At 54.2% G+C, this 24,054-nt stretch carries 20 protein-coding genes; 3 read left to right on the top strand and 17 right to left on the bottom strand.

Annotated elements, in window-relative coordinates:
• Positions 1-9: 9 nt before the first annotated feature.
• The 13 genes from eutA to maeB all read right to left on the bottom strand — a co-directional run bounded on the left by eutA (position 10) and on the right by maeB (position 12,801).
• On the bottom strand, positions 10-1,413 hold the full coding sequence (eutA, locus tag D9741_RS15835; RefSeq protein WP_130216824.1) for an ethanolamine ammonia-lyase reactivating factor EutA: 1,404 nt from the start codon (positions 1,411-1,413) through the stop codon (positions 10-12).
• On the bottom strand, positions 1,410-2,636 hold the full coding sequence (gene eutH, locus D9741_RS15840) for an ethanolamine utilization protein EutH (protein ID WP_000512387.1): 1,227 nt from the start codon (positions 2,634-2,636) through the stop codon (positions 1,410-1,412). Before eutH ends, eutA begins: the two co-directional genes overlap by 4 nt.
• Positions 2,637-2,752: 116 nt before the next feature.
• Positions 2,753-3,940, bottom strand: coding sequence for an ethanolamine utilization ethanol dehydrogenase EutG (gene eutG / locus D9741_RS15845; protein WP_130216822.1), 1,188 nt, complete (start codon positions 3,938-3,940; stop codon positions 2,753-2,755).
• Positions 3,930-4,766: an ethanolamine utilization protein EutJ gene (gene eutJ / locus D9741_RS15850; RefSeq protein WP_130216820.1), complete on the bottom strand. Its 837-nt coding sequence runs from the start codon at positions 4,764-4,766 to the stop codon at positions 3,930-3,932. The genes eutG and eutJ overlap by 11 nt, the downstream gene beginning before the upstream one ends.
• A 10-nt stretch (positions 4,767-4,776) precedes the next feature.
• Entirely contained in the window at positions 4,777-6,180 is a 1,404-nt protein-coding gene (locus tag D9741_RS15855; protein ID WP_130216818.1) for an aldehyde dehydrogenase family protein, read from the bottom strand.
• An 11-nt stretch (positions 6,181-6,191) separates the two neighbouring features.
• Complete coding sequence (gene eutN / locus D9741_RS15860; protein WP_130216816.1) at positions 6,192-6,479, bottom strand: ethanolamine utilization microcompartment protein EutN; 288 nt, start codon at positions 6,477-6,479, stop codon at positions 6,192-6,194.
• A gap of 106 nt (positions 6,480-6,585) precedes the next feature.
• Complete coding sequence (gene eutM / locus D9741_RS15865; RefSeq protein WP_000387713.1) at positions 6,586-6,879, bottom strand: ethanolamine utilization microcompartment protein EutM; 294 nt, start codon at positions 6,877-6,879, stop codon at positions 6,586-6,588.
• 38 nt (positions 6,880-6,917) lie between these two features.
• The gene (gene pta / locus D9741_RS15870; RefSeq protein ID WP_130216814.1) at positions 6,918-7,934 is read right to left on the bottom strand and encodes a phosphate acetyltransferase; all 1,017 of its coding nucleotides are present in this window, start codon (positions 7,932-7,934) and stop codon (positions 6,918-6,920) included.
• On the bottom strand, positions 7,931-8,734 hold the full coding sequence (gene eutT, locus D9741_RS15875; protein ID WP_130216812.1) for an ethanolamine utilization cob(I)yrinic acid a,c-diamide adenosyltransferase EutT: 804 nt from the start codon (positions 8,732-8,734) through the stop codon (positions 7,931-7,933). Before eutT ends, pta begins: the two co-directional genes overlap by 4 nt.
• Complete coding sequence (eutQ, locus tag D9741_RS15880) at positions 8,731-9,432, bottom strand: ethanolamine utilization acetate kinase EutQ (protein WP_130216810.1); 702 nt, start codon at positions 9,430-9,432, stop codon at positions 8,731-8,733. Before eutQ ends, eutT begins: the two co-directional genes overlap by 4 nt.
• A complete protein-coding gene (gene eutP / locus D9741_RS15885; RefSeq protein ID WP_000820758.1) occupies positions 9,407-9,886 on the bottom strand; it encodes an ethanolamine utilization acetate kinase EutP in 480 nt (159 codons plus the stop codon). The genes eutQ and eutP overlap by 26 nt, the downstream gene beginning before the upstream one ends.
• 12 nt (positions 9,887-9,898) lie before the next feature.
• Complete coding sequence (gene eutS, locus D9741_RS15890) at positions 9,899-10,234, bottom strand: ethanolamine utilization microcompartment protein EutS (protein WP_000356956.1); 336 nt, start codon at positions 10,232-10,234, stop codon at positions 9,899-9,901.
• Between the two features lie 287 nt (positions 10,235-10,521).
• Positions 10,522-12,801 carry an NADP-dependent oxaloacetate-decarboxylating malate dehydrogenase gene (maeB, locus tag D9741_RS15895; RefSeq protein ID WP_130216808.1) on the bottom strand — a complete coding sequence of 760 codons (2,280 nt, stop codon included), beginning with the start codon at positions 12,799-12,801 and terminating at the stop codon, positions 10,522-10,524.
• 286 nt (positions 12,802-13,087) lie between these two features.
• Between maeB and tal the strand changes: the two genes are divergently transcribed.
• A complete protein-coding gene (gene tal, locus D9741_RS15900; RefSeq protein ID WP_130216806.1) occupies positions 13,088-14,038 on the top strand; it encodes a transaldolase in 951 nt (316 codons plus the stop codon).
• Positions 14,039-14,058: 20 nt separating this feature from the next.
• Positions 14,059-16,062: a transketolase gene (gene tkt, locus D9741_RS15905; protein ID WP_130216804.1), complete on the top strand. Its 2,004-nt coding sequence runs from the start codon at positions 14,059-14,061 to the stop codon at positions 16,060-16,062.
• Positions 16,063-16,124: 62 nt separating this feature from the next.
• Here tkt and D9741_RS15910 read toward each other — a convergent pair whose 3' ends face one another.
• The 3 genes from D9741_RS15910 to aegA form a co-directional block, all read right to left on the bottom strand.
• Positions 16,125-17,168, bottom strand: coding sequence for a DUF1176 domain-containing protein (locus D9741_RS15910; protein ID WP_130216802.1), 1,044 nt, complete (start codon positions 17,166-17,168; stop codon positions 16,125-16,127).
• Positions 17,169-17,293: 125 nt separating this feature from the next.
• Positions 17,294-17,869 (bottom strand): GDP-mannose pyrophosphatase NudK, encoded by a 576-nt coding sequence (gene nudK / locus D9741_RS15915; RefSeq protein WP_130216800.1) that lies wholly within the window; start codon positions 17,867-17,869, stop codon positions 17,294-17,296.
• A gap of 67 nt (positions 17,870-17,936) precedes the next feature.
• The gene (gene aegA / locus D9741_RS15920; RefSeq protein ID WP_130216798.1) at positions 17,937-19,916 is read right to left on the bottom strand and encodes a formate-dependent uric acid utilization protein AegA; all 1,980 of its coding nucleotides are present in this window, start codon (positions 19,914-19,916) and stop codon (positions 17,937-17,939) included.
• A gap of 205 nt (positions 19,917-20,121) precedes the next feature.
• Here aegA and narQ point away from each other — a divergent pair, with 205 nt between their 5' ends.
• Complete coding sequence (narQ, locus tag D9741_RS15925) at positions 20,122-21,822, top strand: nitrate/nitrite two-component system sensor histidine kinase NarQ (protein ID WP_130216796.1); 1,701 nt, start codon at positions 20,122-20,124, stop codon at positions 21,820-21,822.
• Between the two features lie 108 nt (positions 21,823-21,930).
• On the opposite strand, the gene D9741_RS15930 is transcribed toward narQ, so the two are convergent.
• The gene (locus D9741_RS15930; protein ID WP_276320346.1) at positions 21,931-23,646 is read right to left on the bottom strand and encodes an autotransporter outer membrane beta-barrel domain-containing protein; all 1,716 of its coding nucleotides are present in this window, start codon (positions 23,644-23,646) and stop codon (positions 21,931-21,933) included.
• Positions 23,647-24,054 lie beyond the last annotated feature (408 nt).

Genomic DNA, 24,054 nt, shown 5'->3' on the forward strand with positions numbered 1-24,054 from the left:
GTCGTTCCCTCAGGAAGGAAATGCGAGTGATTTCACCGTCACCGGCACAACCGATCCGCCAAAAAGAGGCGTACCAATGTCGATATAGTCCCCCGCGCGGACAATCACTTCGTCAATGACTGCCAACGGGAGTTGTTGTAGCTGTGGGCGCAACAACATGCCCAGAGCTTTACCAAAGTCCTGCCCGGCCACCACCAGCAGGGGATGCGGATTCGGAAAACGCGCGACGAAATCGACCAGCGCGTTGATGACCGTCAGTACCGCGGCGTAACGCACAGGCAGCGAGGCGGGAAGCGCCAGCACGTACGCGTCAGTTTTGGGATCAAGATCCAGTTGAATTAGCGCCTGTTGCCAGGCACTCACCAGATCCGTTTCATCAATTGGGATCGCCACCGGCAAATTACGCAGCGGCAGTTGTACGCCCTCCAGCCAGATTGTGCTGCCAGAGAGCGAAAGGGTATGTGCGCCCGCGCCAATCACCGTGGCGCGCACGGTTTGCGCCGGAAACTGCACGTTCATCTCACGCAGGCGCGGATGGTCATGCAGCGCCGTTGCCAGAAGCGGGCCAATATCAGCAAAACAGAACGGATCGGCGGGCTGGTGGCGATAACATTCACCCACGCCGCCAGAAAGCGTAATGATTTCGGGCGTAACGCCTGCGGGCAGTAAACCGGTTTGCATCAATGCCTGCGCGAGCGGCGAGAGCGTTCCGTCAATCACTTCGACAATCAGTTCTGCCATCCGCCGGGTAACCTGCACCAGCTGTGCGCCAGTCAGCGAACGGGCGTCAGAGCCTGCGCCGAAACACTCATCCACAATCATCTGCCCCGGTTTATGAGCGTAAACCACGCCCCCCTGGCTATCGGTTTCCAACAGGCGACCGCCAACGTTGAGGCAGGCAGTACCACTGATTTTTCCGGCTTCGAACAGGGCGTAGTTCGCCGTGCCGCCGCCGATGTCGATATTCAGTACCCGACACAGCCGTTGTTCAGAGAGGGTTTGCGCCCCGGCACCGTGGCCCGCAATGACGGATTCGAGATGCGGCCCGGCGCTGGCGACCACAAAATCGCCCAATGACTGGGAGAGCGTCATCACCGCCGGACGGGCATTGCGGGTTTTCGCGCTTTCTCCGGTGATGATGATGGCCCCGGAATCAACGCTTTCCGGCGCAATGCCCGCAGCCTGATATTGCTCGAGGATTAAGGTTTTCAGCTCCGCTTCTTTTAAACCGCCCTGTTTATCGACAGGGGTAAAGAACACCGGACTTTGCCAGCTAATTTCGCGTTTGATGAATTCGTAACGCGGCACCTGCGACACCGCCGCACGGTTAACCAACTCCAGGTGGGAGAAGATCACCTGGGTGGTGGTGGTGCCGATATCAATACCGACGCTCAGCAGCTGGCGAGTGTTCACGATTGCGCCTCCACTTCGGTTTTAGCCGCGGTCGCGTCTTCTTTTGGCACCAGCATCATCGCCACGCCAATTGCCGTTACGCCGCCGATCAACTTGCCGACAATCATCGGGAAGATCATGGCGTTCATGTTGGCCGCGGCGAAGCCTAAGTGGTCGCCCAGAGCGAAGGCTGCGGAAACGGCGAAGGCGCAGTTGATGACTTTGCCGCGGGTATCCATCTGCTTCATCATGCCGAACATCGGGATGTTGTTAGCAAGCGTTGCCACCATGCCGGCTGCCGCGATGTTGTTCATATTCAGCACTTTACCGACGCTCATCAGCGGTTTTTCAAACCAGCGGGTCAGCAACAGCACCATCGGATACGCCCCTAATAGCACGCAGGAGATAGAGCCGATAACTTCAATGGCGCGCATCACTTCACCGGGTTTATCGCCAGGGGCCATAAAGATAGGATCCAGACCGGGGATCAGTTCCCAGCCGAGCAGGAATTTCACTACCGCAGCGGCAAGACCAAGGGTGATCAATGCGACGAGGAATTTGGCGAAGATCTGGAAGCCGTTGATCATTTTTTCCGGGATGAATTTCAGCCCCAGCGCCACCAATACCGCGACGATAAGTACCGGGATCATGTTCATCAGGATCAGCGCAAAGGTGAATTCCACCGGCTGGCCGTTGATCTGTACACCGGAGTACATAGCCACCAGGCCACCGGCGATACAGCCAATCGGAATGGTCACAATGCCCGCCAGCACGCCGAGCGCCAGATAACGACGGTCAGAAGGTTCGATAATGCCGAGCGCCACCGGAATGGAAAACACAATCGTTGGCCCCATCATCGACCCGAGAATTAACCCAGAGTATAGCCACGCTGCTACGTCGCCGCCCGCAAGCTCTTTGGCGAGGAAGAAGCCGCCCATATCGCACGCCAGCAGCGTTCCGGCGAACATTGACGGGTTTGCGCCGAGCATTTCGTAAACCGGGATAATCACCGGCCCGAGTACGTGGGCCAGTACCGGTGCCAGCGCGGTCATACCGACCATCGCCAGGCCCAGTGCGCCCATTGCCATAAAACCTTCTTCGAACTGCCCGCCCGATCCTTCGATACTTTTACCGAACTTACCGAGGAAACGAGCAGAACCGCCGAACTGCGACAGGATCCTGTCTACGGCAGCTATCAGCATAAAGAACATCATGATGTACATGATGATTTCGTTAATTCCCATCGCCTTTACTCCCTGTTAGTTATTATTTATTGGCGGATGCGGCGTAAACGCCTTATCCGCCCTACATGTGCAATCCCCCAGGCCGGATAAGACGCGACAAGCGTCGCATCCGGCATTTATTGCGCCGCTGCGTACAGGCCGACAATCTGCTCCAGGCTGGCGGTACGCGGGTTGCTGCGCAGACAAATATCTTCCTGCGCGGCCTGCGCCCATGCACCGTAATGCCCGGTTGTTGCACCCACATCAGCCAGCCGCTTGTTGATCCCAACTTCCGCTATCAGCTCACTTACCGCATTAATAGCGTCACGATCGTCGGATTTTTTAGTTCGCAGCGCCCGACCAACCTGGCTAAACCGATCACGACAAACCATCCGGTTAAATTCCATCACCGTTGGCAGCAACATGGCGTTCGCCAGACCGTGCGGAATATGCAGCGCCGCCCCCGGCTGATGCGCCATCGCGTGGCATAACCCAAGCCCCGCACTGGAAAACGCCATTCCCGCCATGCATGAAGCCAGCAACATGCTCTCGCGCGCGGCAAGGTCATGACCGTAGCCCACCGCTTTCGGCAGCGATTGACCAATCATCGCAATGGCGCCAATCGCCAGGCTGTCGGTAAATGGGGTGGCGTTCAGCGCGCTATACGCTTCAATGGCGTGAGTTAACGCATCGATACCGGTCATCGCCGTGACATGCGACGGCACGCCTTCGGTTAGCGCAGCGTCGAGAATCGCGACATCCGGCATCAGCGAGGCATGTGCTAACACCTGTTTGCGCCCGCTTACCGCATCGATAATCACCGTCACGTTAGTCGTTTCAGAGCCGGTTCCGGCGGTCGTTGGAATGGCAATCAGCGGCAATCGTGGTTGCAGAACGCTGGTTTCTGACATTTTTGCCAGCGTGCTATCGGAATTCGTCACCAGCAACGCCACGGCTTTCGCTGCATCGAGCACCGAGCCACCGCCAAACGCGATGACACCATCGCAGCCTGATTCGCGCAGCTGCGCCACGGCTGCGCACACGTCAGTAATGCACGGTTCGCCCACCGGACACGGCCAGAGCGTCATAGCGATACCTTTGACGGTCAGACTGCGAATCAGCCCGGCGGTCATCCCCGACTGATGCAAAAAGCCATCCGCCATCACAAACAAATGTTTCAGCCCGCGCGTTTGTGTTTCCTGCCCGCAACTGCTCACTGCGCCCAGACCGCAGAGTGTGACAGGCGGGACGCTAAATGTTTTTACCCGTTGCAGATTCAGGGTATCGAACGCCTGAAAGAGCGCGCTCTGCAATTCATTTTGCATATAGCCCCTCCGCTTTCTCTCGCCCGCTACTGGCAATCGCCAGCGGGGTCATAAACAAACTGTGCTGCGGTAGATGCACCTGTAACGCCGGGAATTGTTTGCGAAACAGTTCCGCCACGCCCGGTTGCATACAGGAGCCGCCCGCCAGCCATAAATCAGTAATGCCCTGCCCTTCAATATGCCGGGCGACAATGTCCGCCATTTTTTCGTACACCGGTTTCACCGCGGGCCAAATCTCTTCACCATGTCCGCGCTTGTACTGCTCTGCCTCTTCCAGCGAAATACGACGATTTCCGGCGAGAGTCAGAGAGATGTGATGTCCGCCGGTGGCTTCATCCGCCGAGTAAGTCACCTTGCCCTTTTTCACGATGGCAATACCGGTGGTGCCGCCGCCGATATCCACTACACCTGCGTTATCCAGTTGCAGCAGATCCGCAACTGCAGTTGGCTCATCCAGCACATGGCTCACTTCCAGCCCGGCGGATTCCAGCACGTTGATGGATATACGCGGGTCCGTACCAGGAGGAAATGAGGTCGCCGCATGGCTAAAACGGCGACCGAATTGCTGCTCGAGCGTGTCGAGATGGCGACGAACAATGGTGACAGCGCCGAAGAAATCCCAGACGATGCCGTCGCGAACCACATCGGCCCAGTCGAGGCATACCGCCATCGGCTGACCGTCACGGTCGACAACCATCGACACCACATCGCAGGTGCCCAGATCCACCCCTAACCACAGCGGAGATTCCGTCGCGGCGGGCGTCTGGTTACACAGCGTTGCCGCAGTTTGCAGACGAGGGGTGAGCCATTGTTCGTCGTGCGCCATCGGTTACTCCTTAAACAATGCGAAACGCATCGACTAATACACAGCGACGCAGACGGACAAAAGTACGCGCGCTGGTTACCCCTTCACCGGTTGGCGTGGTGATGGTCATGGTGGTCCAGCCTTCCCCGCCTAGCCCCAGCCCGGCAATGCACGGTCCGTTCTTAACGAAAATGCTGGTATCAATGGCGTTCGCCATCTGGTTCATGTTCTCAATATTGCGCGAGTGCATTGCCGCCGTGTGGTGGCAACCGCCTTCCAGTTTCACCGCCAGCGCAATGGCATCCGCCACGTTGGCCACGCGCACGACGGGCAGCACCGGCATCATCAGTTCGGTCACCGCAAACGGATGTTCTGCGGTGGTTTCTACAAACAGCAATCGCGTTTGTTCCGGAACTTTAAGGCCGATTGCCGCCGCGATTTTCGCCGCATCGCGACCTACCCAGTCACGGCTGACAGTACCTTTTCCGCGCTCGTCGATATTTTTCAGCAACACCGGTTGCAGCTGCTGCGCCTGCTCTGCGGTCAGTTTCACCGCGTGCTGGCCTTCCATCAGACGCATCAGTTCATCGGCTACGCTATCAACAACAATCAGCACCTTTTCATCGGCACAGATGATGTTGTTATCGAAAGAAGCGCCTTTGACGATGGACTGAGCGGCACGGGCGAGGTCGGCGGTTTCATCCACCACCACTGGCGGGTTACCGGCACCTGCGGCAATCAGGCGTTTATTGGTGTGTTTGCGCGCCGCTTCCACTACCGCTTCGCCGCCGGTCACCACCAGCAAGCCGATACCCGGAAACTTGAACAAGCGTTGCGCGGTTTCGATATCCGGGTTTGCCACGGTAACCAGTAAGTTTTCCGGCCCGCCTGCGGCAACAATCGCCTGGTTGAGCAGCGTAATCGCCCGCTGGGAGACTTTTTTCGCCGCCGGATGCGGGGCAAAAATGACGCTGTTGCCCGCGGCAATCAGGCTGATGGCGTTATTAATTACGGTTGCCGCCGGGTTAGTGGAAGGCGTCACCGAAGCCACCACGCCCCAGGGCGCGTTTTCAATTAAGGTCAGGCCGTTGTCGCCCGTCAGCACCTGCGGAGAGAGACACTCAACGCCTGGTGTGCCGCGCGCCTGGGCGACGTTTTTGGCAAATTTATCTTCGACGCGACCCATGCCGGTTTCACTGACGGCAAGTTCCGCTAAATCTCTGGCGTGTTTTTCGCCTGCTTCACGAATGGCTGTTATCGCCAACTGGCGCATTGCCACGCTCTTTAACCCTTGCTGGGCAATTTTGGCTGCCGCAACGGCGTCATCCAGGGAAGCGAAAACGCCCATCTCATGAACGGCGGCGGGCGGCGTGTCACTGCTTTGCATTTTCAGCAGTACCGCTTTCACCACCTGTTCAATATCCTGTTGATTCATGATGTTCTGCCTTATTTGTGGAAAATAACCTGACCGCCAGACACCACCTCATCGACGATGCCAATCACGCACAGATCGACCGGTGACGTTTCGCTTTTATGCGCCAGGCGGGCGGAACTGCCACTCACCAGCAACACCCACTCCCCGGTTCCCGCGCCAATATTGTCGATGGCGACAGCACATTGCCCGTCAGGATTACCTTGTGGATCAATCATTTCCACCATCAGCAATTTGTCATGCGCCAGTCCGTGATGGCGTACGGTACAAACAATTTGTCCAGTGACGACTGCCAGTTTCATACCCGCCTCCGTGGCGTATTTCAGGTAAAAGCTCCCCCTACCCTCCGCGGAAGGTAAAATGAAAAAGGAGAGAGCGTGACGCCCGAATCGACGTCACACAGGATGATTACAGGTTGCTGCTATCGCCTTTCAGGCCGATCGGGAAGACTTCTTCCAGGTCGCCGTGCGGACGCGGGATAACGTGTACGGATACCAGCTCGCCGATACGCTGTGCCGCTGCGGCACCGGCATCGGTCGCGGCTTTACAGGCTGCAACATCACCGCGAACCATGGCAGTACACAGGCCGCCGCCAATCTGCTTCACGCCGACCAGTTTGACGCGCGCAGCTTTCACCATCGCGTCAGAAGCCTCAATCAGTGCAACCAGGCCCCGGGTTTCGATCATTCCTAATGCTTCCATTGTGTTTTCCTCTTTATCAGGGTCCAGAACGGGACCGTTCATTCAACCAGTGTTTGTAAACTGCTTTCGCGATTCACTTCTGTCTGACGCGGTACGGCTGCCACCAGCGCCAGTTCGATAATTTCCTGCACGCTACAACCACGAGAGAGATCGTGCATCGGCGCGGCAAGTCCTTGTATCAATGGCCCGACGGCACGATATCCGCCAAGCCGTTGTGCGATTTTGTAGCCAATATTTCCGGCTTCCAGGGACGGAAAAACCATCACATTAGCTTGGCCCTGTAGCGGGCTGGCAGGCGCTTTTTGCGCCGCGACATCCGGCACAAAGGCGGCGTCAAACTGTAATTCTCCATCCACCACCAGCTGCGGTGCGCGTTCACGGACGATGTCTGTCGCCTGTTGCACATTGGCAACGCAGGGGTGACGGGCGCTACCGTTGCTGGAAAACGACAGCATCGCCACGCGCGGCTCTTCTCCGGTGATGGCCTGCCAGGTTTCGGCGCTGGCAAGCGCGATATCCGCCAGCTGTGCCGCCGTCGGCTGTGGCACCACGCTGCAATCGGCAAAGCCCAACGCCGGGCCGCTGTACTGTGGCAGCATCAGGAAAATGGAAGAGAGCGTTTTACAGCCAGACTGCAAGCCAATAATGCGTAATCCGGCACGCAGCACATTCGCCGTGGAAGAGAGGTTGCCCGCAATGCAGACATCCGCTTTACCGGCGCTGACCATTGCGGCGGCGAACATCAGCGGTTCGGTGAGTTTTTCCAGCGCATCCGGCGGCGTTTTTTCGCCCGCGCGGGCCAGCCAGCGATGAGCAAATTCTTCCCGCATTGCGAGGTTGCCATGCGGATCAATCACCTGTAGCCCGTCCATCGCCACGCCGTGACTGAGCGCAAACTGGCGAAGTTCAAACGGATTGGCGACCAGAATGGGCGTTGCCAGACCTTGTTGATGTAAATATTGCGCAGCTTTCAGTACACGTTGGTCTAAAGCATCTGGAAAAACCACTCTGGCGGGCGCTCGCAACGCCAGTTCACGACAACGTTCAATAATCATTGCGTCTCCCCCAGTCGTTGTTGGATCTGCTTCACCGTTAGCGGCTGCTTCGTTACGCTCAGGATCATCATCACGTAAACCGTGCTCGAAAGGCGGTTCAGCGCCTGCAAGATGTCCGGGCGTAATACTTCAAAACTGCGGGTGATAAAGACCTGCGCCGCTACAGTTTCGGTTTCCCGCACTTTGGTGCGCAGCAGATTGAGCAACGCCGCATCACGCCCGTGGCTGGCTTCCGGCACCAGATGATCGTGGTCGAGATAGCGCAGCGGCTGGTGAGAAAGCCGATGCAGATCTTCGTCAGAAAGCCCGACAATCGCTTGATCGCCCAGCGGTTCCCCCAGCGTATCGGCACGCATAATGTTGCCAAGACGCGAACGGATATCCGCCAGCCACGGCTGCCACGGTTCCGACAGTTCAATTTGCAGCCACACTGCCAGCGCAATGGTGCTGTCGAGAACCGCGCGAAAACCCAGACGCGGATCGCTTTTGGCGACCATTTTTTCCGCCGACAGGTGAGTCAGCGTATCCGGCTTTTTTGCCACCGGCTGGCGGCACAGTTCGCAGCACGCCTGCGGATGTTCATCGCTACTGGTCAGCCCGTGAACGGGCTGCGGCTGCTGCTGTTCATCGTCAACAAACAGGCTGCCCTGCTCGTCAATAAACTTGATGCGCAGATGGCGGCTTTCCAGCAACTCCCGGGCAGAGGGCGTCAGGCGACTGTCCGCAGGGAGATGGCTCTCTGCGCCTTCGCTGAGCGTATGGTTCGCTCTTAGCCATGCTTCGGTGATGAAATCTTTCATAGGGATTGCCAGTTAGCCGGCCAGGCGACATACAGGAATTTCACGCTGGATGTCGTACCAAATTCGATGCTGGATCCTTTCGGGATAAACATCACGTCGCCCGCTTTGGCGATCATGGTTTCGCCTTCGTGGCGAACATGCAGTTCCCCTTCCAGTACCATGTCGATTTCGTCGTAGTTCAGGGTCCACGGGAAGAAGGCGTTGTCCCACTGCATGAAACCAGCGGCCATACTGCTGCCGTCGTCTCCGGTCACAAGATCAGTTAAGCCCACGCAGTGCGGTTCAGCGCCATCGAAACGACCAAACTTGACGCTGCTGCCATCAATCACTTTGATGCCGCCTTTGCCGGTCACCGATTTGAAGCTCGGCTGCATTGCCCCCTGCTCCAGCGACTGCTTTTCCTTCATCACTTTTTCCATCAGCTGCGCGACCAGGCTTTCGGTAAACTGGCCTTCCGGCAGCTGGGCAATGATGGTTTCGCGGATGCGCTGGCTTTCGGTTTTATCGGCTGACGCACTGGCGGGAACGGATGCCGTTACAGGCGTCGATTCATCGCACTCGGTGATGGTAAAACCCAGTAGATCCGCCACTTCGCGCGCTTCAGGGGTAATAATGCTGGCGCGCAGAACCACGGACATTGCCTGTTCGCCGCGCGCGTGTGCTTCACGAATATCATTCGCTGTGATGAGTTTTTTCACCTGCTTCCTCCTGTTCGGTGAGAGATGCCAGATAATCCACCAGTTGCTGCACGCTTTGCGGGTCATGGTTGTTTAGCGCGAAAATTGGCTCTTCAAAGCCAGTCTCAAGCAATAACTGTCGCGTTGCGGTGACGTCAGCATCCGGCATGTCCGTTTTACTGATGACGGCGATTTGCCGTTTACTGGCGCCAATATCCAGCAGCCCGGCAGGTAATCGGCTTTCTGGATCATTTGCGCCGTGGACATATATCAGCATGTCCACATCCTGTAGCGTGGTTATTAAGGCGTGATACCAACGGGGATGGCTAAAATATTCACCCGGAGTATCAATATCGCCATTATCATTAAATTCCACGGCCTGTGTTTTTCTGGCGAGGGTATAATCTCCCTGCAACGCATTAAATAACGTTGTTTTTCCTGCCCCGACGCTACCCACAAACGCAATTCGCTTCATGAATGCCTCGTATTAACTTTTGGTCATTTCACACAGCGTATAATTTAATAAACGCCCTAAACCGCTGACGGTTTGTGATAACGCTTCTTCGACTGCGCCCACCGAGCCATAAATCACCAATGCGCCGCTGAAGCGGTCGAGAAAACCGATGTGTACATCGGCAGCTTTTAATGCTAAATCACCGGCAATCATCGCTGTTTCTCCGGGAGTTAGCGTCATAATGCCAATTGCGCCAGCATCCGGAACGCCGATTTTCTTCGCCAGTTCTTCACCCGGATGCGCAATCAGATGCGCCAGCGTGACCTGTTTCCCGGGTACAAATTCCTGAATGATGCGTTCTTTGTCCATGAGTCGCCGCCTGTAAAAAACGTGCGTGTATCGTGACAATTTTTCGTCAGAGTAAATAACAAAATTCGGCAAACGCGTTTAAAAGGTGAGGTAGATCACTAAGAATGGAGAGATATTTACCGTGATAGATAAACTTTCATATGCAGAGCATGAATAAATATAAAGATATTACTTTATTTTTATGTCGGGTAATTTATTTGCTATTAGTAAAAGTAGTAAGACGTATTGATAATATAAAAATCGCTTACCCCGAATTACTCAGGGTAAGCGTGATAGTTAAGGAAGAATTACAGCGGTTGGGTTTGCGCTTCAACCACGGCGAGCGCCACCATGTTGACGATACGACGTACTGACGCGATCGGCGTTAACACGTGAACCGGTTTCGCCACGCCCATCAGTACCGGGCCGACGGTGACACCTTCCGAGCTGGAAACGCGCAGTAAGTTGTAACTAATACGAGCAGCTTCCATGTTCGGCATCACCAGAATATTAGCGGAACCTTTCAGGGTACTGTCCGGCATACGGTCGTTGCGAATCGCTTCTACCAGCGCCGCATCACCGTGCATTTCGCCATCAATCATCAGCTCAGGCGCACGTTCCCTGACCAGCTCCAGCGCTTTACGCATTTTGCTCGACGACGGGCAGTCAGAAGAACCGAAGTTAGAGTGCGACAGTAAGGCAACGCGCGGCTCAATACCGAAACGACGGACAGTTTCTGCCGCCATCAGCGTGATCTCCGCCAGCTCTTCTGCGTCTGGGTCATCATTAACATAGGTATCAGCAATAAAGGTATTACCACTTGGCAGCAACAGCGCGTTCATTGCGCCTGCGGTGTGAACGCCATCGCGATAACCAAAGACATTTTTCACTACGCTAAAGTGTTCGTGATAATCGCCCACCGTTCCGCAGATCATCGCATCGGCTTCACCACGCTGAACCATGATCGCACCGATCACCGTCGGGTTACTGATCAGCGCACGTTGTGCCTGTTCCTGAGTGACACCACGACGTTTCATGATCTGGAAGTATTCGCTCCAGTACTCTTTAAAGCGTGGATCGGATTCGTTATTGACGATCTCAAAATCAACGCCCGCTTTGATCTGCAAGCCCAGTTTCTGAATACGCATTTCGATCACGTTCGGACGGCCAATAAGGATCGGTTTTGCCAGTCCCAGGGTTACCAGTTCCTGCGTCGCATGCAGAACGCGCGCCTCTTCCCCTTCCGGCAGAACAACGCGCTTCGGCGCTTTGCGAGCCTGGGAGAATATCGGCTTCATAAACAGGTTGGTTTTGTAAACGAACTCAGTCAGCTTGTCGATGTAGACGTCAAAATCGGCAATCGGGCGCGTCGCCACGCCGGACTCCATTGCCGCTTTGGCAACCGCAGGGGCGATCTTAACGATCAGGCGCGGATCAAACGGTTTTGGAATGATGTATTCAGGGCCAAAGCTCAGATCCTGATCGCCATACGCAGAAGCCACCACTTCACTCTGTTCGGCATGGGCCAGTTCCGCAATTGCGCGGACTGCCGCCAGTTTCATCTCTTCATTGATAGCCGTTGCGCCAACATCCAGCGCGCCTCGGAAGATGAACGGGAAGCAAAGCACGTTGTTAACCTGGTTCGGATAGTCGGAACGACCGGTACAGATGATGGCATCCGGACGCACTTCTTTCGCCAGCGGCGGCAGAATTTCCGGTTCCGGGTTCGCCAACGCCAGGATCATCGGCGCGCGGGCCATTTTCTTCACCATTTCCTGAGTCAGCACTTTCGGGCCGGAACAACCAAGGAAAATATCCGCGCCTTCAATCACATCGTCGAGGGTACGTTTGCCGTCATCCACCACCGCGTAAGCCGCTTTGGTTTCCGCCATGTTCGGCTCACGACCCTGATAAATAACACCTTTTGAATCGCACACCACGATGTTATGTTTTTGCAGACCCAGCGCCACCAGCAGGTTCATACAGGCAATTGCCGCTGCGCCCGCACCAGAAACTACCATCCGTACGTCGGAGATATTTTTCTCTACTACGCGTAAGCCGTTGAGAATGGCGGCGGTGCTGATGATTGCCGTCCCGTGTTGGTCGTCATGGAATACCGGAATGTTCATCCGCTGGCGCAGTTTCTGTTCAATATAGAAACATTCTGGCGCTTTAATATCTTCGAGGTTGATACCGCCGAAGGTCGGTTCAAGTGCGGCGACCACTTCGATAAATTTGTCCGGGTCGAGTTCATCAACTTCGATGTCAAACACATCTATCCCGGCGAATTTCTTAAACAGAACCCCCTTACCTTCCATCACCGGTTTGCCTGCCAGCGCGCCAATATTACCCAACCCCAGCACGGCAGTACCGTTAGAGATAACTGCCACCAGGTTACCGCGCGCGGTATATTTGTAGGCGTTTAACGGATCTTTTTCGATTTCAAGACAAGGCGCGGCGACACCCGGTGAATAGGCCAGCGCCAGATCGCGCTGCGTTGCCAGAGGTTTGGTCGGAGAAACCTGGATTTTTCCTGGTACAGGAAATTCATGGAAATCAAGTGCACTTTGTTTTAATTGCTCATCCATTTGGTTGTTCCTTTCACGTAACGTTCACAAAAATAGGTGTGGGCAACTGCCTCAGCCCACAACGTGGCGCACATTATTACCTTGCCGGAGCGTCGAGACTCTGAGCAAGCCCAAACTCTCCCCCATCAAATAATGTTTTGGTAATAATCCCATAACACCGATGTTACCTGCTTCATCCAGCAATACCATGCCTGTCTGCTATGCTTTTTTGATGCGTTTAGCGAAATTTCTCAGAAGTGTGAATTAACGCACTCATCTAACACTTTACTTTTCAAGGAGTATTTCCATGAACGAGTTAGACGGCATCAAACAGTTCACCACTGTCGTGGCAGACAGCGGTGATATTGAGTCCATTCGCCACTACCACCCCCAGGATGCCACCACCAATCCTTCGCTGTTACTCAAGGCTGCCGGTTTATCACAATATGAACATTTAATAGACGATGCTATTGCCTGGGGTAAAAAAAATGGCAAGACCCAGGAACAACAAGTCGTCGCGGCCTGCGACAAACTGGCAGTCAATTTCGGTACAGAAATTCTCAAAATCGTACCCGGTCGCGTGTCGACAGAAGTTGACGCACGCCTCTCTTTTGACAAAGAAAAGAGTATCGAAAAAGCGCGCCACCTGGTGGACTTGTACCAACAACAAGGCGTTGATAAATCACGAATTCTGATAAAACTAGCCTCAACCTGGGAAGGAATTCGCGCAGCAGAAGAACTGGAAAAAGAAGGCATTAACTGCAACCTGACGCTGCTGTTTTCCTTTGCTCAGGCACGGGCCTGTGCAGAAGCGGGCGTTTTTCTGATTTCACCGTTTGTAGGTCGTATTTATGACTGGTATCAGGCGCGCAAACCGATGGATCCGTATGTGGTAGAGGAAGATCCGGGTGTCAAATCTGTGCGCAACATCTACGACTACTATAAGCAGCATCACTACGAAACCATTGTGATGGGTGCCAGCTTCCGTCGTACCGAACAAATCCTCGCGTTAACCGGATGTGACCGTCTGACCATCGCGCCGAATTTGCTGAAGGAGTTGCAGGAGAAAGTTTCGCCAGTGGTTCGCAAACTGATCCCGGCATCGCAATCCTTCCCTCGCCCCTCCCCGATGAGCGAAGCGGAATTTCGTTGGGAGCATAATCAGGATCCGATGGCGGTAGAAAAACTGTCTGAAGGCATCCGCCTGTTCGCCGTTGATCAACGCAAACTGGAAGATCTTCTTGCCGCCAAATTCTAAAACCAGCCACGGAGTGTTTTATGTCCCGAAAAGACCTTGCCAATGCGATTCGCGCGCTCAGTATGGATGCGGTGCAAAAAGCCAATTCTGGTCATCCCGGCGCGCCGATGGGCATGGCCGATATTGCCGAAGTGCTGTGGAACGACTTTCTTAAACATAACCCCACCGATCCGACCTGGTATGACCGCGACCGCTTTATTCTTTCCAACGGTCACGCCTCGATGTTGCTCTACAGTTTGCTACATCTGACTGGTTATGACCTGCCGCTGGAAGAGCTGAAGAACTTCCGTCAGTTGCATTCGAAAACCCCAGGTCATCCGGAGATTGGCTATACGCCAGGTGTTGAAACCACCACCGGACCACTTGGACAAGGTTTGGCGAACGCGGTTGGACTGGCGATAGCGGAGCGCACGCTGGCAGCGCAGTTTAACCAACCGGATCATGAGATTGTCGATCACTTCACCTACGTGTTTATGGGCGACGGCTGTCTGATGGAAGGCATCTCTCATGAAGTCTGTTCGCTGGCAGGAACGCTGGGACTCGGCAAGCTGATCGGCTTTTACGATCACAACGGTATTTCGATTGATGGTGAAACCGAAGGCTGGTTTACTGACGATACGGCAAAACGGTTTGAAGCCTACCACTGGCATGTTGTCCACGAGATCGACGGCCACGATCCGCAGGCGGTTAAGGAAGCGATCCTTAAAGCACAAAGCGTGAAAGATAAGCCGTCGTTGATTATCTGCCGTACGGTGATTGGCTTTGGTTCGCCTAATAAAGCGGGTAAGGAAGAGGCGCATGGCGCTCCGCTGGGCGAAGAAGAAGTCGCGCTGGCACGGCAAAAACTGGGCTGGCATCATCCACCCTTTGAGATCCCCAAAGAGATTTATCACGCCTGGGATGCCCGCGAAAAAGGTGAAAAAGCCCAGCAGAGCTGGAATGAGAAGTTTGCCGCTTATAAAAAGGCCCATCCACAACTGGCTGAAGAGTTTACTCGCCGAATGAGCGGTGGTCTGCCAAAGGACTGGGAGAAAACGACTCAGAAATATATCAATGAGTTGCAGGCGAATCCGGCAAAAATCGCTACCCGTAAAGCGTCGCAAAATACGCTTAACGCCTACGGCCCTATGCTACCGGAGCTGCTCGGTGGTTCGGCGGATCTGGCCCCAAGTAACCTCACCATCTGGAAAGGGTCTGTGTCGCTGAAGGAAGATCCCGCAGGGAATTATATTCACTACGGGGTACGCGAATTTGGTATGACTGCTATTGCCAACGGCATTGCACACCACGGTGGCTTTGTGCCGTATACCGCAACGTTTCTGATGTTTGTTGAATACGCCCGTAATGCCGCGCGGATGGCTGCACTGATGAAAGCGCGGCAGATTATGGTTTACACCCACGACTCGATTGGCCTGGGCGAAGATGGTCCGACGCACCAGGCGGTGGAGCAGCTGGCCAGTCTGCGCTTAACGCCGAATTTCAGCACCTGGCGACCGTGCGATCAGGTGGAAGCAGCGGTGGGCTGGAAGCTGGCGGTTGAGCGCCACAACGGGCCGACGGCGCTGATCCTCTCAAGGCAGAATCTGGCTCAGGTTGAGCGTACACCGGATCAGGTTAAAGAGATTGCTCGTGGTGGTTATGTGTTGAAAGACAGCGGCGGCAAGCCAGATATCATTTTGATTGCCACAGGATCAGAGATGGAAATTACCCTGCAAGCGGCAGAGAAACTGGCGGGAGAAGGTCGCAATGTTCGCGTGGTTTCCCTGCCCTCAACCGATATTTTCGACGCCCAGGATGAGGAATATCGCGAGTCGGTGTTGCCTTCTAACGTTGCGGCCCGCGTGGCGGTAGAAGCGGGTATAGCCGATTACTGGTACAAATATGTTGGTTTGAAAGGGGCGATTGTCGGGATGACGGGTTACGGGGAGTCTGCTCCGGCGGATAAGCTGTTCCCGTTCTTTGGCTTTACCGCCGAGAATATTGTGGCAAAAGCCCATAAGGTGCTGGGAGTGAAAGGTGCCTGATGCTGATTGCCGGATGCGACGCTGACGCGTCTTATCTGGCCTACATGTCCACGCCATGATGTTTAACGGGTGATCCACAACGTGGGCCAGGCGTCTGGCCCATGCCAGTTATCGCAGGTCGGTTCTGCGGCGTAGCGCACCAGTCGAAAACGCTGGCCGTCAAAACGCCAGCGCGCCTGAATGCCACAATCGCTTAATCCGCGACCTTTCGCTAAGGTCACCAGTTCACGCGTTTTTTCATCGAATGCTGCGTTCATCAGTTCCAGTTCATTCGTCTCCTGACCGTTGTTGAACGGCAAACGTAACCGTACCGGGCGCGAGGCAAGCGGCTTTTTACGCGACACAATCCATGCCAAATCAATGGTGTTATAGGCCCCTGCCTCACAGCTAATCATCATCAGCGCTTTATCATCGGTCAGTGCTGTAACGCTCACCTCACGCCGCAATGGATCAAGCGAGCAGCGCAGACCATTCATCCGCCAGTTACCGTAATCCAGCAAATCGTTACGTTCTTCGAGTGAGAGTGGCGTCGGCGTTGGGTTAACCACCGCGACCTCTTTCAACGCAGGCGCGGGCGGTACGCTGAGCGGCGGCTCGTCCCCTTTCTTTATCCACGCGGTTTCACTGCCAACGCGCTTTTGCTGGGCATCAATAAACAACAACGCCGCTTTTAAGCCATTCAAAGAAATGGTCTGATCGCCATCGCGTAAGGTGATTGCCTTGCCTTCCTGAATCATCTGCAAAAACGCGGTGATGGTTGCCGTATCATCGGTTACTAATAACCATGATGAAATCCGCCACTTGTCACCACTTAACGCCAACGGCTCACCATCTAACAGCAGCCGTGGCGCTATTTCCCCTTCCGACACATCCGGTGATTTCAACCCGCCGCGCTCAATACGTAAAACGGCGTCGGTATGCGCCCCGGCGCTGCGGCTCAGGGTCATCACCAGTCCATTATGATCGCCAGTATTGCGCGCCACGCAGAAGTTTTGGTTATTACAGGTGACCTGCCAGTCGGAAAACGCCCGTTGCGCTGGTGCCGCCCACGCCAAAGACGTCGGCAACAAAGCGAAAAAAAAGAGAAGGAAAATGCGATAGCGCATGGACGGTACGACCCCAGAAGTTCAAACAAACAGCACAAGTCGTATCTTCGTTGCGCAGGTAGCGCGGCTCAATCGGATTTATCGGATTGAGCCAATAATAAACTACGAAATATTATTGTTATTTTTCAGTCCATTAAATGTGACGTTTGCAAATAGTTAAGCAATAACACCGTCTTACCGTCTCGTATCTCACCGGTTTTGATCATCTCCAGCGCCTGGCTGAACGGCAGCTCGAGCACTTCAATATCTTCATCTTCGACACCGCCACCGGCGTTAGCGCGCTGATTGTCACTGTATTCGGCGATAAAAAAGTGGATTAGCTCAGTCACACCGCCTGGCGACATATACAGTTCAAATAATTTGCGCACTTCGCCCACTTCATAACCCGTCTCTTCAATCGCCTCTTTGCGAATGCACACTTCCGGTTCGTCGTTATCCAGCAGCCCGGCGCAGGTTTCAATCAGCTGCCCGCTTTCATTGCCATTAACCCAGGTAGCGACGCGGAACTGACGAATCAGAACCACGGTCTTTTTCTTCGCGTTGTACAGGAGGATCGTCGCACCATTACCGCGATCGTACACTTCACGTTTATGGCGGATAACTTCGCCATCTTTGCGGGTAAGATCGTAGGTAATGTTGTGCAGGGTGAAATAGTTATCGGAGAGAATTTTGTCTTTAACGAGGGTGATTTGTTGCGTCATACCGACTCCACAGCGCGAAATGAACAATTATCTTACGCTGTGAAGTCGGGTTTGTCTGCGCAGGCTATCAGTGAGATTTGACTGATTTTACGCCCAGCCAGTCAATGATCCCCTGTGCCGCATGACGTCCTTCTGCCATTGCGGTAACCACCAGATCCGCACCACGCACGGCATCGCCACCGGCGAAGATTTTCGGATTGGTGGTCTGGTAACGGTACTGGCTTTCAACGTCCGCCACGATGCGTCCCCATTTATCCACCGTTACACCGTGCGACTCCAGCCACGGCATCCCGTGCGGGTTGAAGCCAAACGCCATGATCACCGCGTCGGCTGGCATCACAAATTCACTGCCCTCAATCGGTACAGGTCGCCGACGCCCTTGTGCATCCGCTTCGCCAAGACGCGTGCGCAGGAAACGAATCCCGCAGACATGACCTTGTTCATTCAGCTCAATCGCCACTGGCTGAACATTAAACTCAAAGTTCGCCCCCTCTTCGCGGGCGTTCTTCACCTCTTTTTTCGAACCTGGCATGTTGGCTTCATCACGACGGTAGGCACAGGTGACGTTGCTCGCGCCGTGGCGCAGCGCAGTACGTACACAATCCATCGCGGTATCCCCACCGCCCAGTACTACCACATTCATCCCTGCGGTATTAATAAATGGCTCTTCCGGTAGCTCTTCAAGTCCCATCACCTGTTTAGTGTTGGCGATGAGGAACGGCAGCGCATCATAAACGCCCGGCGCATCTTCATTGGGTAAACCCGCTTTCATGGAACGGTAAGTGCCTACGCCAACAAAGACCGCGTCGTATTGTTCCAAAAGCGAATCCAAAGAGACATCTTTACCCACTTCACAATTGAGTTCGAAGTGAATCCCCATCGCGCTGAAGATTTCCCGACGGCGTGCCAGCAGGGATTTATCCAGTTTGAAAGAAGGAATGCCGAAAGTGAGCAAGCCACCGATTTCGGGATGGCGATCGTACACCGTCACCGCCACGCCATTGCGGGTCAGAACATCCGCACAGGCCAGTCCTGCCGGACCCGCACCGATAATCGCCACCCGCTTGTCCACTTTGGTGACATGACTTAAGTCAGGACGCCAGCCTTTCGCCAGCGCCTGATCCGAAATGTAGCGTTCAATATTGCCGATAGTCACCGCACCGTGCTCATCGCGAATAGTACAGGCACCTTCGCACAGACGGTCTTGCGGGCAGACGCGTCCGGTAATTTCCGGCAGGGTGTTGGTCTGGTGAGAAAGCTCAACGGCGGCGTCGATGTTTCCAGATTTCACCAGTTCAATCCATTGTGGAATGTGGTTATGCAACGGGCAGGTCCATTCACAGACGCTATGCTCGCCGCACTTCAGGCAGCGCGAGGCTTCCCGTTGAGCCTGGTCGGCACGAAACGGCAGATAAATTTCATCAAAACCAGTTTTGCGCGCTTCAATCGCCAGTTTATCCGGCTCGCCACGCGCGGGCGTTGCCTGCATTTGCTCGACTTTACTCATTACCGGCATTTCTTGTGCCGCGGTACTGGCATGCCACGGTTGATGTTCCTGGCGCGCGGTGCGCAGGCGGCGGGATTTCGCCATGCCGGAGAGTGCAGCGTCAGTGACCAGTTGCAGCGCGTCCGCCGGGCAATTCTCGACACAGGCAGGGCCGTTTTCGCGCCCTGCACACAGGTCGCATTTATGCGCGGTGGCTTTAACTTTGCCTTCCGCGACGGGCGTCAGGACGATTTGCATCGTACCAAATGGACAGGCCACCACGCAGGATTTACAGCCAATACACTTTTGCTGATTGACCTGAATGCTGTCATCAACGTGGCTGATCGCGCCATTAGGGCAGCTACGGGCGCAGGGCGCATCTTCACAATGGTGACAAGTCACTGCGCTACGTTGCTGCTGATGTTTAATAACCGTAATTCGGGGGTGAAAATGGTGCTGACTCAACACGTGTTGCTCATCATTGTGAGCCATCACACAGGCCACTTCACAAGCATGGCACCCCAGACATTGCTGACTGTTGGCCATAATAAAACGATTCATAACGACCTTCTTTTTTGGTTGTAAAAACCTTATTCTTTATATGAGTGTTGTTATTACCCGACTTAGACGGGGATCGGCAATGTTCATGTGCCCAGAACAAGTAACTATTTCGCTATAAACTGTGGCAGATCAAATAATCTCATCGCTTATCAAATTGCGTTTCAGCGAGCTGTAACATTCATTATTTTATGTGGAGAAGACGCGTGTGATTGTCAAACGCCCCGTCTCGGCCAGTCTGGCCCGGGCCTTTTTTTACATTGTGCTGCTGTCGATTCTTTCCACGGGTATCGCTCTGCTAACTCTGGCGAGCAGTTTGCGCGACGCTGAGGCTATCAATATTGCCGGATCGCTGCGTATGCAGAGTTATCGTCTGGGTTACGATCTGCAAAGCGGAAGTCCACAGCTTAACGCACACCGCCAACTGTTCCAGCAGGCACTGCATTCACCGGTATTAACCAATCTCAACGTCTGGTATGTGCCAGAGGCAGTAAAAGCCCGTTATGCGCATCTGAATGCCAACTGGCTGGAGATGAATAATCGGCTCATCAAGGGTGATTTGCCGTGGTATCAGGCCAATATTAATAATTATGTCAATCAGATAGACCTGTTCGTGCTGGCTCTACAGCACTACGCCGAACGAAAAATGCTGCTGGTGGTGGCGATTTCGCTGGCTGGCGGTATTGGCATTTTCACGCTGGTCTTTTTTACTTTGCGCCGCATACGCCATCAGGTGGTAGCCCCGCTGAATCAACTGGTTACCGCCAGTCAGCGTATTGAACACGGGCAGTTCGACTCGCCGCCGCTGGATACCAGCCTACCCAATGAACTGGGCCTGCTTGCAAAAACCTTTAACCAGATGTCGAGCGAGCTGCATAAGTTGTACCGCTCGCTGGAAGCGTCAGTAGAAGAAAAAACTCGCGATCTCCACGAGGCCAAGCGTCGCCTGGAGGTGTTGTATCAGTGTTCGCAGGCACTGAACACCAGCCAGATTGATGTGCATTGTTTCCGCCATATTTTGCAGATTGTTCGCGACAATGAAGCGGCTGAATATCTGGAGCTGAACGTTGGGGATAACTGGCGGATTAGCGAAGGGAAGCCAAATCCTGAGCTGCCAATGCAGATTTTACCGGTCACCATGCAAGAGACGGTTTACGGCGAGTTGCACTGGCAAAATAGCCACGTGTCATCATCAGAACCACTACTTAACAGCGTTTCGTCGATGCTGGGACGCGGTTTGTACTTTAATCAGGCGCAGAAGCATTTTCAGCAGTTACTGTTGATGGAAGAACGTGCGACCATCGCCCGCGAACTACACGACTCGCTGGCCCAGGTGCTTTCTTACTTACGTATCCAGTTGACGTTACTGAAGCGTTCGATACCCGAAGATAACGCCACTGCACAAAGTATCATGGCCGATTTCTCCCAGGCGCTGAATGATGCTTATCGGCAATTACGCGAGCTGTTGACTACTTTCCGCCTGACGCTACAGCAGGCGGATCTTCCCTCTGCGCTGCGTGAAATGCTGGATACATTACAAAACCAAACCAGCGCCAAACTGACGCTCGACTGCCGTCTGCCAACCCTGGCGCTGGATGCGCAGATGCAGGTGCATTTGTTGCAAATTATTCGCGAAGCGGTGCTGAACGCCATGAAGCACGCCAACGCCAGCGAAATTGCCGTTAGCTGCGTCACCGCGCCGGATGGCAATCACACAGTTTATATTCGCGACAACGGTATTGGCATCGGTGAACCGGAGGAACCCGAAGGCCATTATGGTCTGAATATCATGCGTGAGCGCGCGGAAAGATTGGGTGGGACGCTGACTTTTTCGCAACCTTCCGGCGGTGGCACGTTAGTAAGCATTAGCTTTCGCTCTGCGGAAGGTGAGGAAAGTCAGCTTATTTGACATCCATGCTCGAAATAAGCCGACTTTAAATAAGGCTCTACGACTCACATAAGCCTGATACATTTACTTACCCGGCGGCGAAACAACTCCGGGTAAGCCCTCTGTATTTTACCAACTGTAACGCAGGTTCAGACCGCCATTAAGATCGTTGTAGTTATGGCTTCCCGTCTCACCAACGACCTGGCCAGTAATACTCCACTGGCTGTCTAGGTTCGCCTGAATCCCTACTTTCGCCTGCGCTCGATTAGACGGGATATCCTGTTTCACCTCCGCGCCATCGAACGAAACTGAAACATCGCCGCTAGTGTACAACCAGTTCACTTCGGCAAACGGCTGGATAATGGATGTTGCGTTCCTGTGCAATTTGCCATCCACACGCAACCCCAGACGGGTGTTCCAGTTATCACTATCCTGATCGTCAATACGAGTGCCGTTGTTGTCGATGACGCTGTCGGCATCATAACGTTGCCAGACGATCTGTGCCTGTGGCGTAATACTGATAATATTTTGATTTTCCAGCGCAATATCATAACGGTAGCCACCTTCCAGCGATACCGCTTGTGCTGTGGAGTCATATCCTTCTGTACCCACATCGCCATTCTGTACGCTGTTGTTGTAGAAACCATACTGATACCAGCTATCGACATAAGCTCCTTGATGGTTTTGCGCATCAGCAAACCAGGTCGCATATACTCCGAGATTGTAACCATCGACATTCCCTGTTGCACTGAACTGGCTGCCATCTGCACCACGGTTACCTTCGCTGTCCGTATCAGCATTGATGTAACTGGCCATCAGCCCTACTTTCAGACTCTGCTCACCGTTACCCCACGCCAGAATGTCCCCGCCCAACTGGAATTGTGAATAGTTGTTGTCAATATCAACATGACCATCTGCCGCCTGTGACTGCGCATTCCCCGCTTTGAAACGCATCCAGACACTACCGTCCTCGTTGCGGTACTGGCTACCTTCGCGATCATACAACGTCTGCATTTGCAGGTTACGCACCATCCACTGGTTACCCACGTAAACACCAATATCAGGACGATACTGCGGCGTTACCGGGGTATCATCATCATCGGGGACTGGCGGAACATCACCGCCATCATCTGGTTGCGGAGGAACGGTGGATTGCGAACGTAAATACCAGTCGCCACCGTCTTCATAGAGACGATATTCGTACAATCCAATCTGTACCTGATTTCCCTGCTCAAATGTTCCATCTGACTGACCGCCAACGTCGATCACTTCGATACCATTTTTCGTCTGTGCTCCTTTACCATTGACGTTAGCAACATAGACCGTCGTGTTACCAGAAGTATCACCGGAGATGACCAGTTTATCGGTTGGTGAACTGTCATCGCCCAGTTGCGTATTGAGGTACAGATTACCGTTGTCGCCAGTGTAGTTACCGTTGATGGTCAGCGTGTTGTCCGTTTCGCCTTCATGGCTCATGGCGATATTGCCACCGTTGTAGACATCGCCGTTCACGACGCCGCTGCCGCCGAAGGTGGCACCAGAGTCAACATTTACAGCCCCCTGACCAGACGCATCCGGTGCGCCAATTACTCCGGTATCCGTCAGCCACAATGTTCCTTCGCTAACGCGAGTTTCACCGCTGTAGGTATTGGAATTGGCGATAGTAATGGTGTTGGCATCCTGTTTCACCACTTTACCTGCGCTCGCGTCTACGAGATTGTTGCCGTCATACATGGCGTAATCGCTAATCACGTTACCGCTGTTCAGAGTCCAGTCTTCAGTGCCGCCCAGATACAGGGTGCCGCCATCAACAACATTGCCTGTGCCCAACGCCGGGGCGTTCATCACAGTGAGGCTGCTGTCCTTACCGATGGTCCAGGTGCCGCTAAAATCATCGTTGTCGCCGCTGACGGTAAGCGCACTCTTCGCCCAAATGCTGCCACTGCCGCTGAGATTATTACTCAGTTCACCAGCTGGTGCATCCATGTACAACGTCCCGTCAACCACAATGTTTCCGGTGCCGAGAGCCGCATTCCAGCTATACACGTCGGCATACTGCTCGATATCAATTGTCGCACTCAGCCCGCTGAGATCGCTTTCCTCGTCAATATCCAGCGAACCATAGATATCCAGCAAACCACTACCGGTAACTGTCCCTGATATTTCCGAAGTTTGATGAATGTCGCGTCCGAGAACCAGTTCACCGCCATCAAGGTTCAGGGTGCTGCCAACATCGCTGCGCAGATAATCGGA

This window comes from Escherichia sp. E14V7 (assembly GCF_004212225.1).
Taxonomy (GTDB): domain Bacteria; phylum Pseudomonadota; class Gammaproteobacteria; order Enterobacterales; family Enterobacteriaceae; genus Escherichia.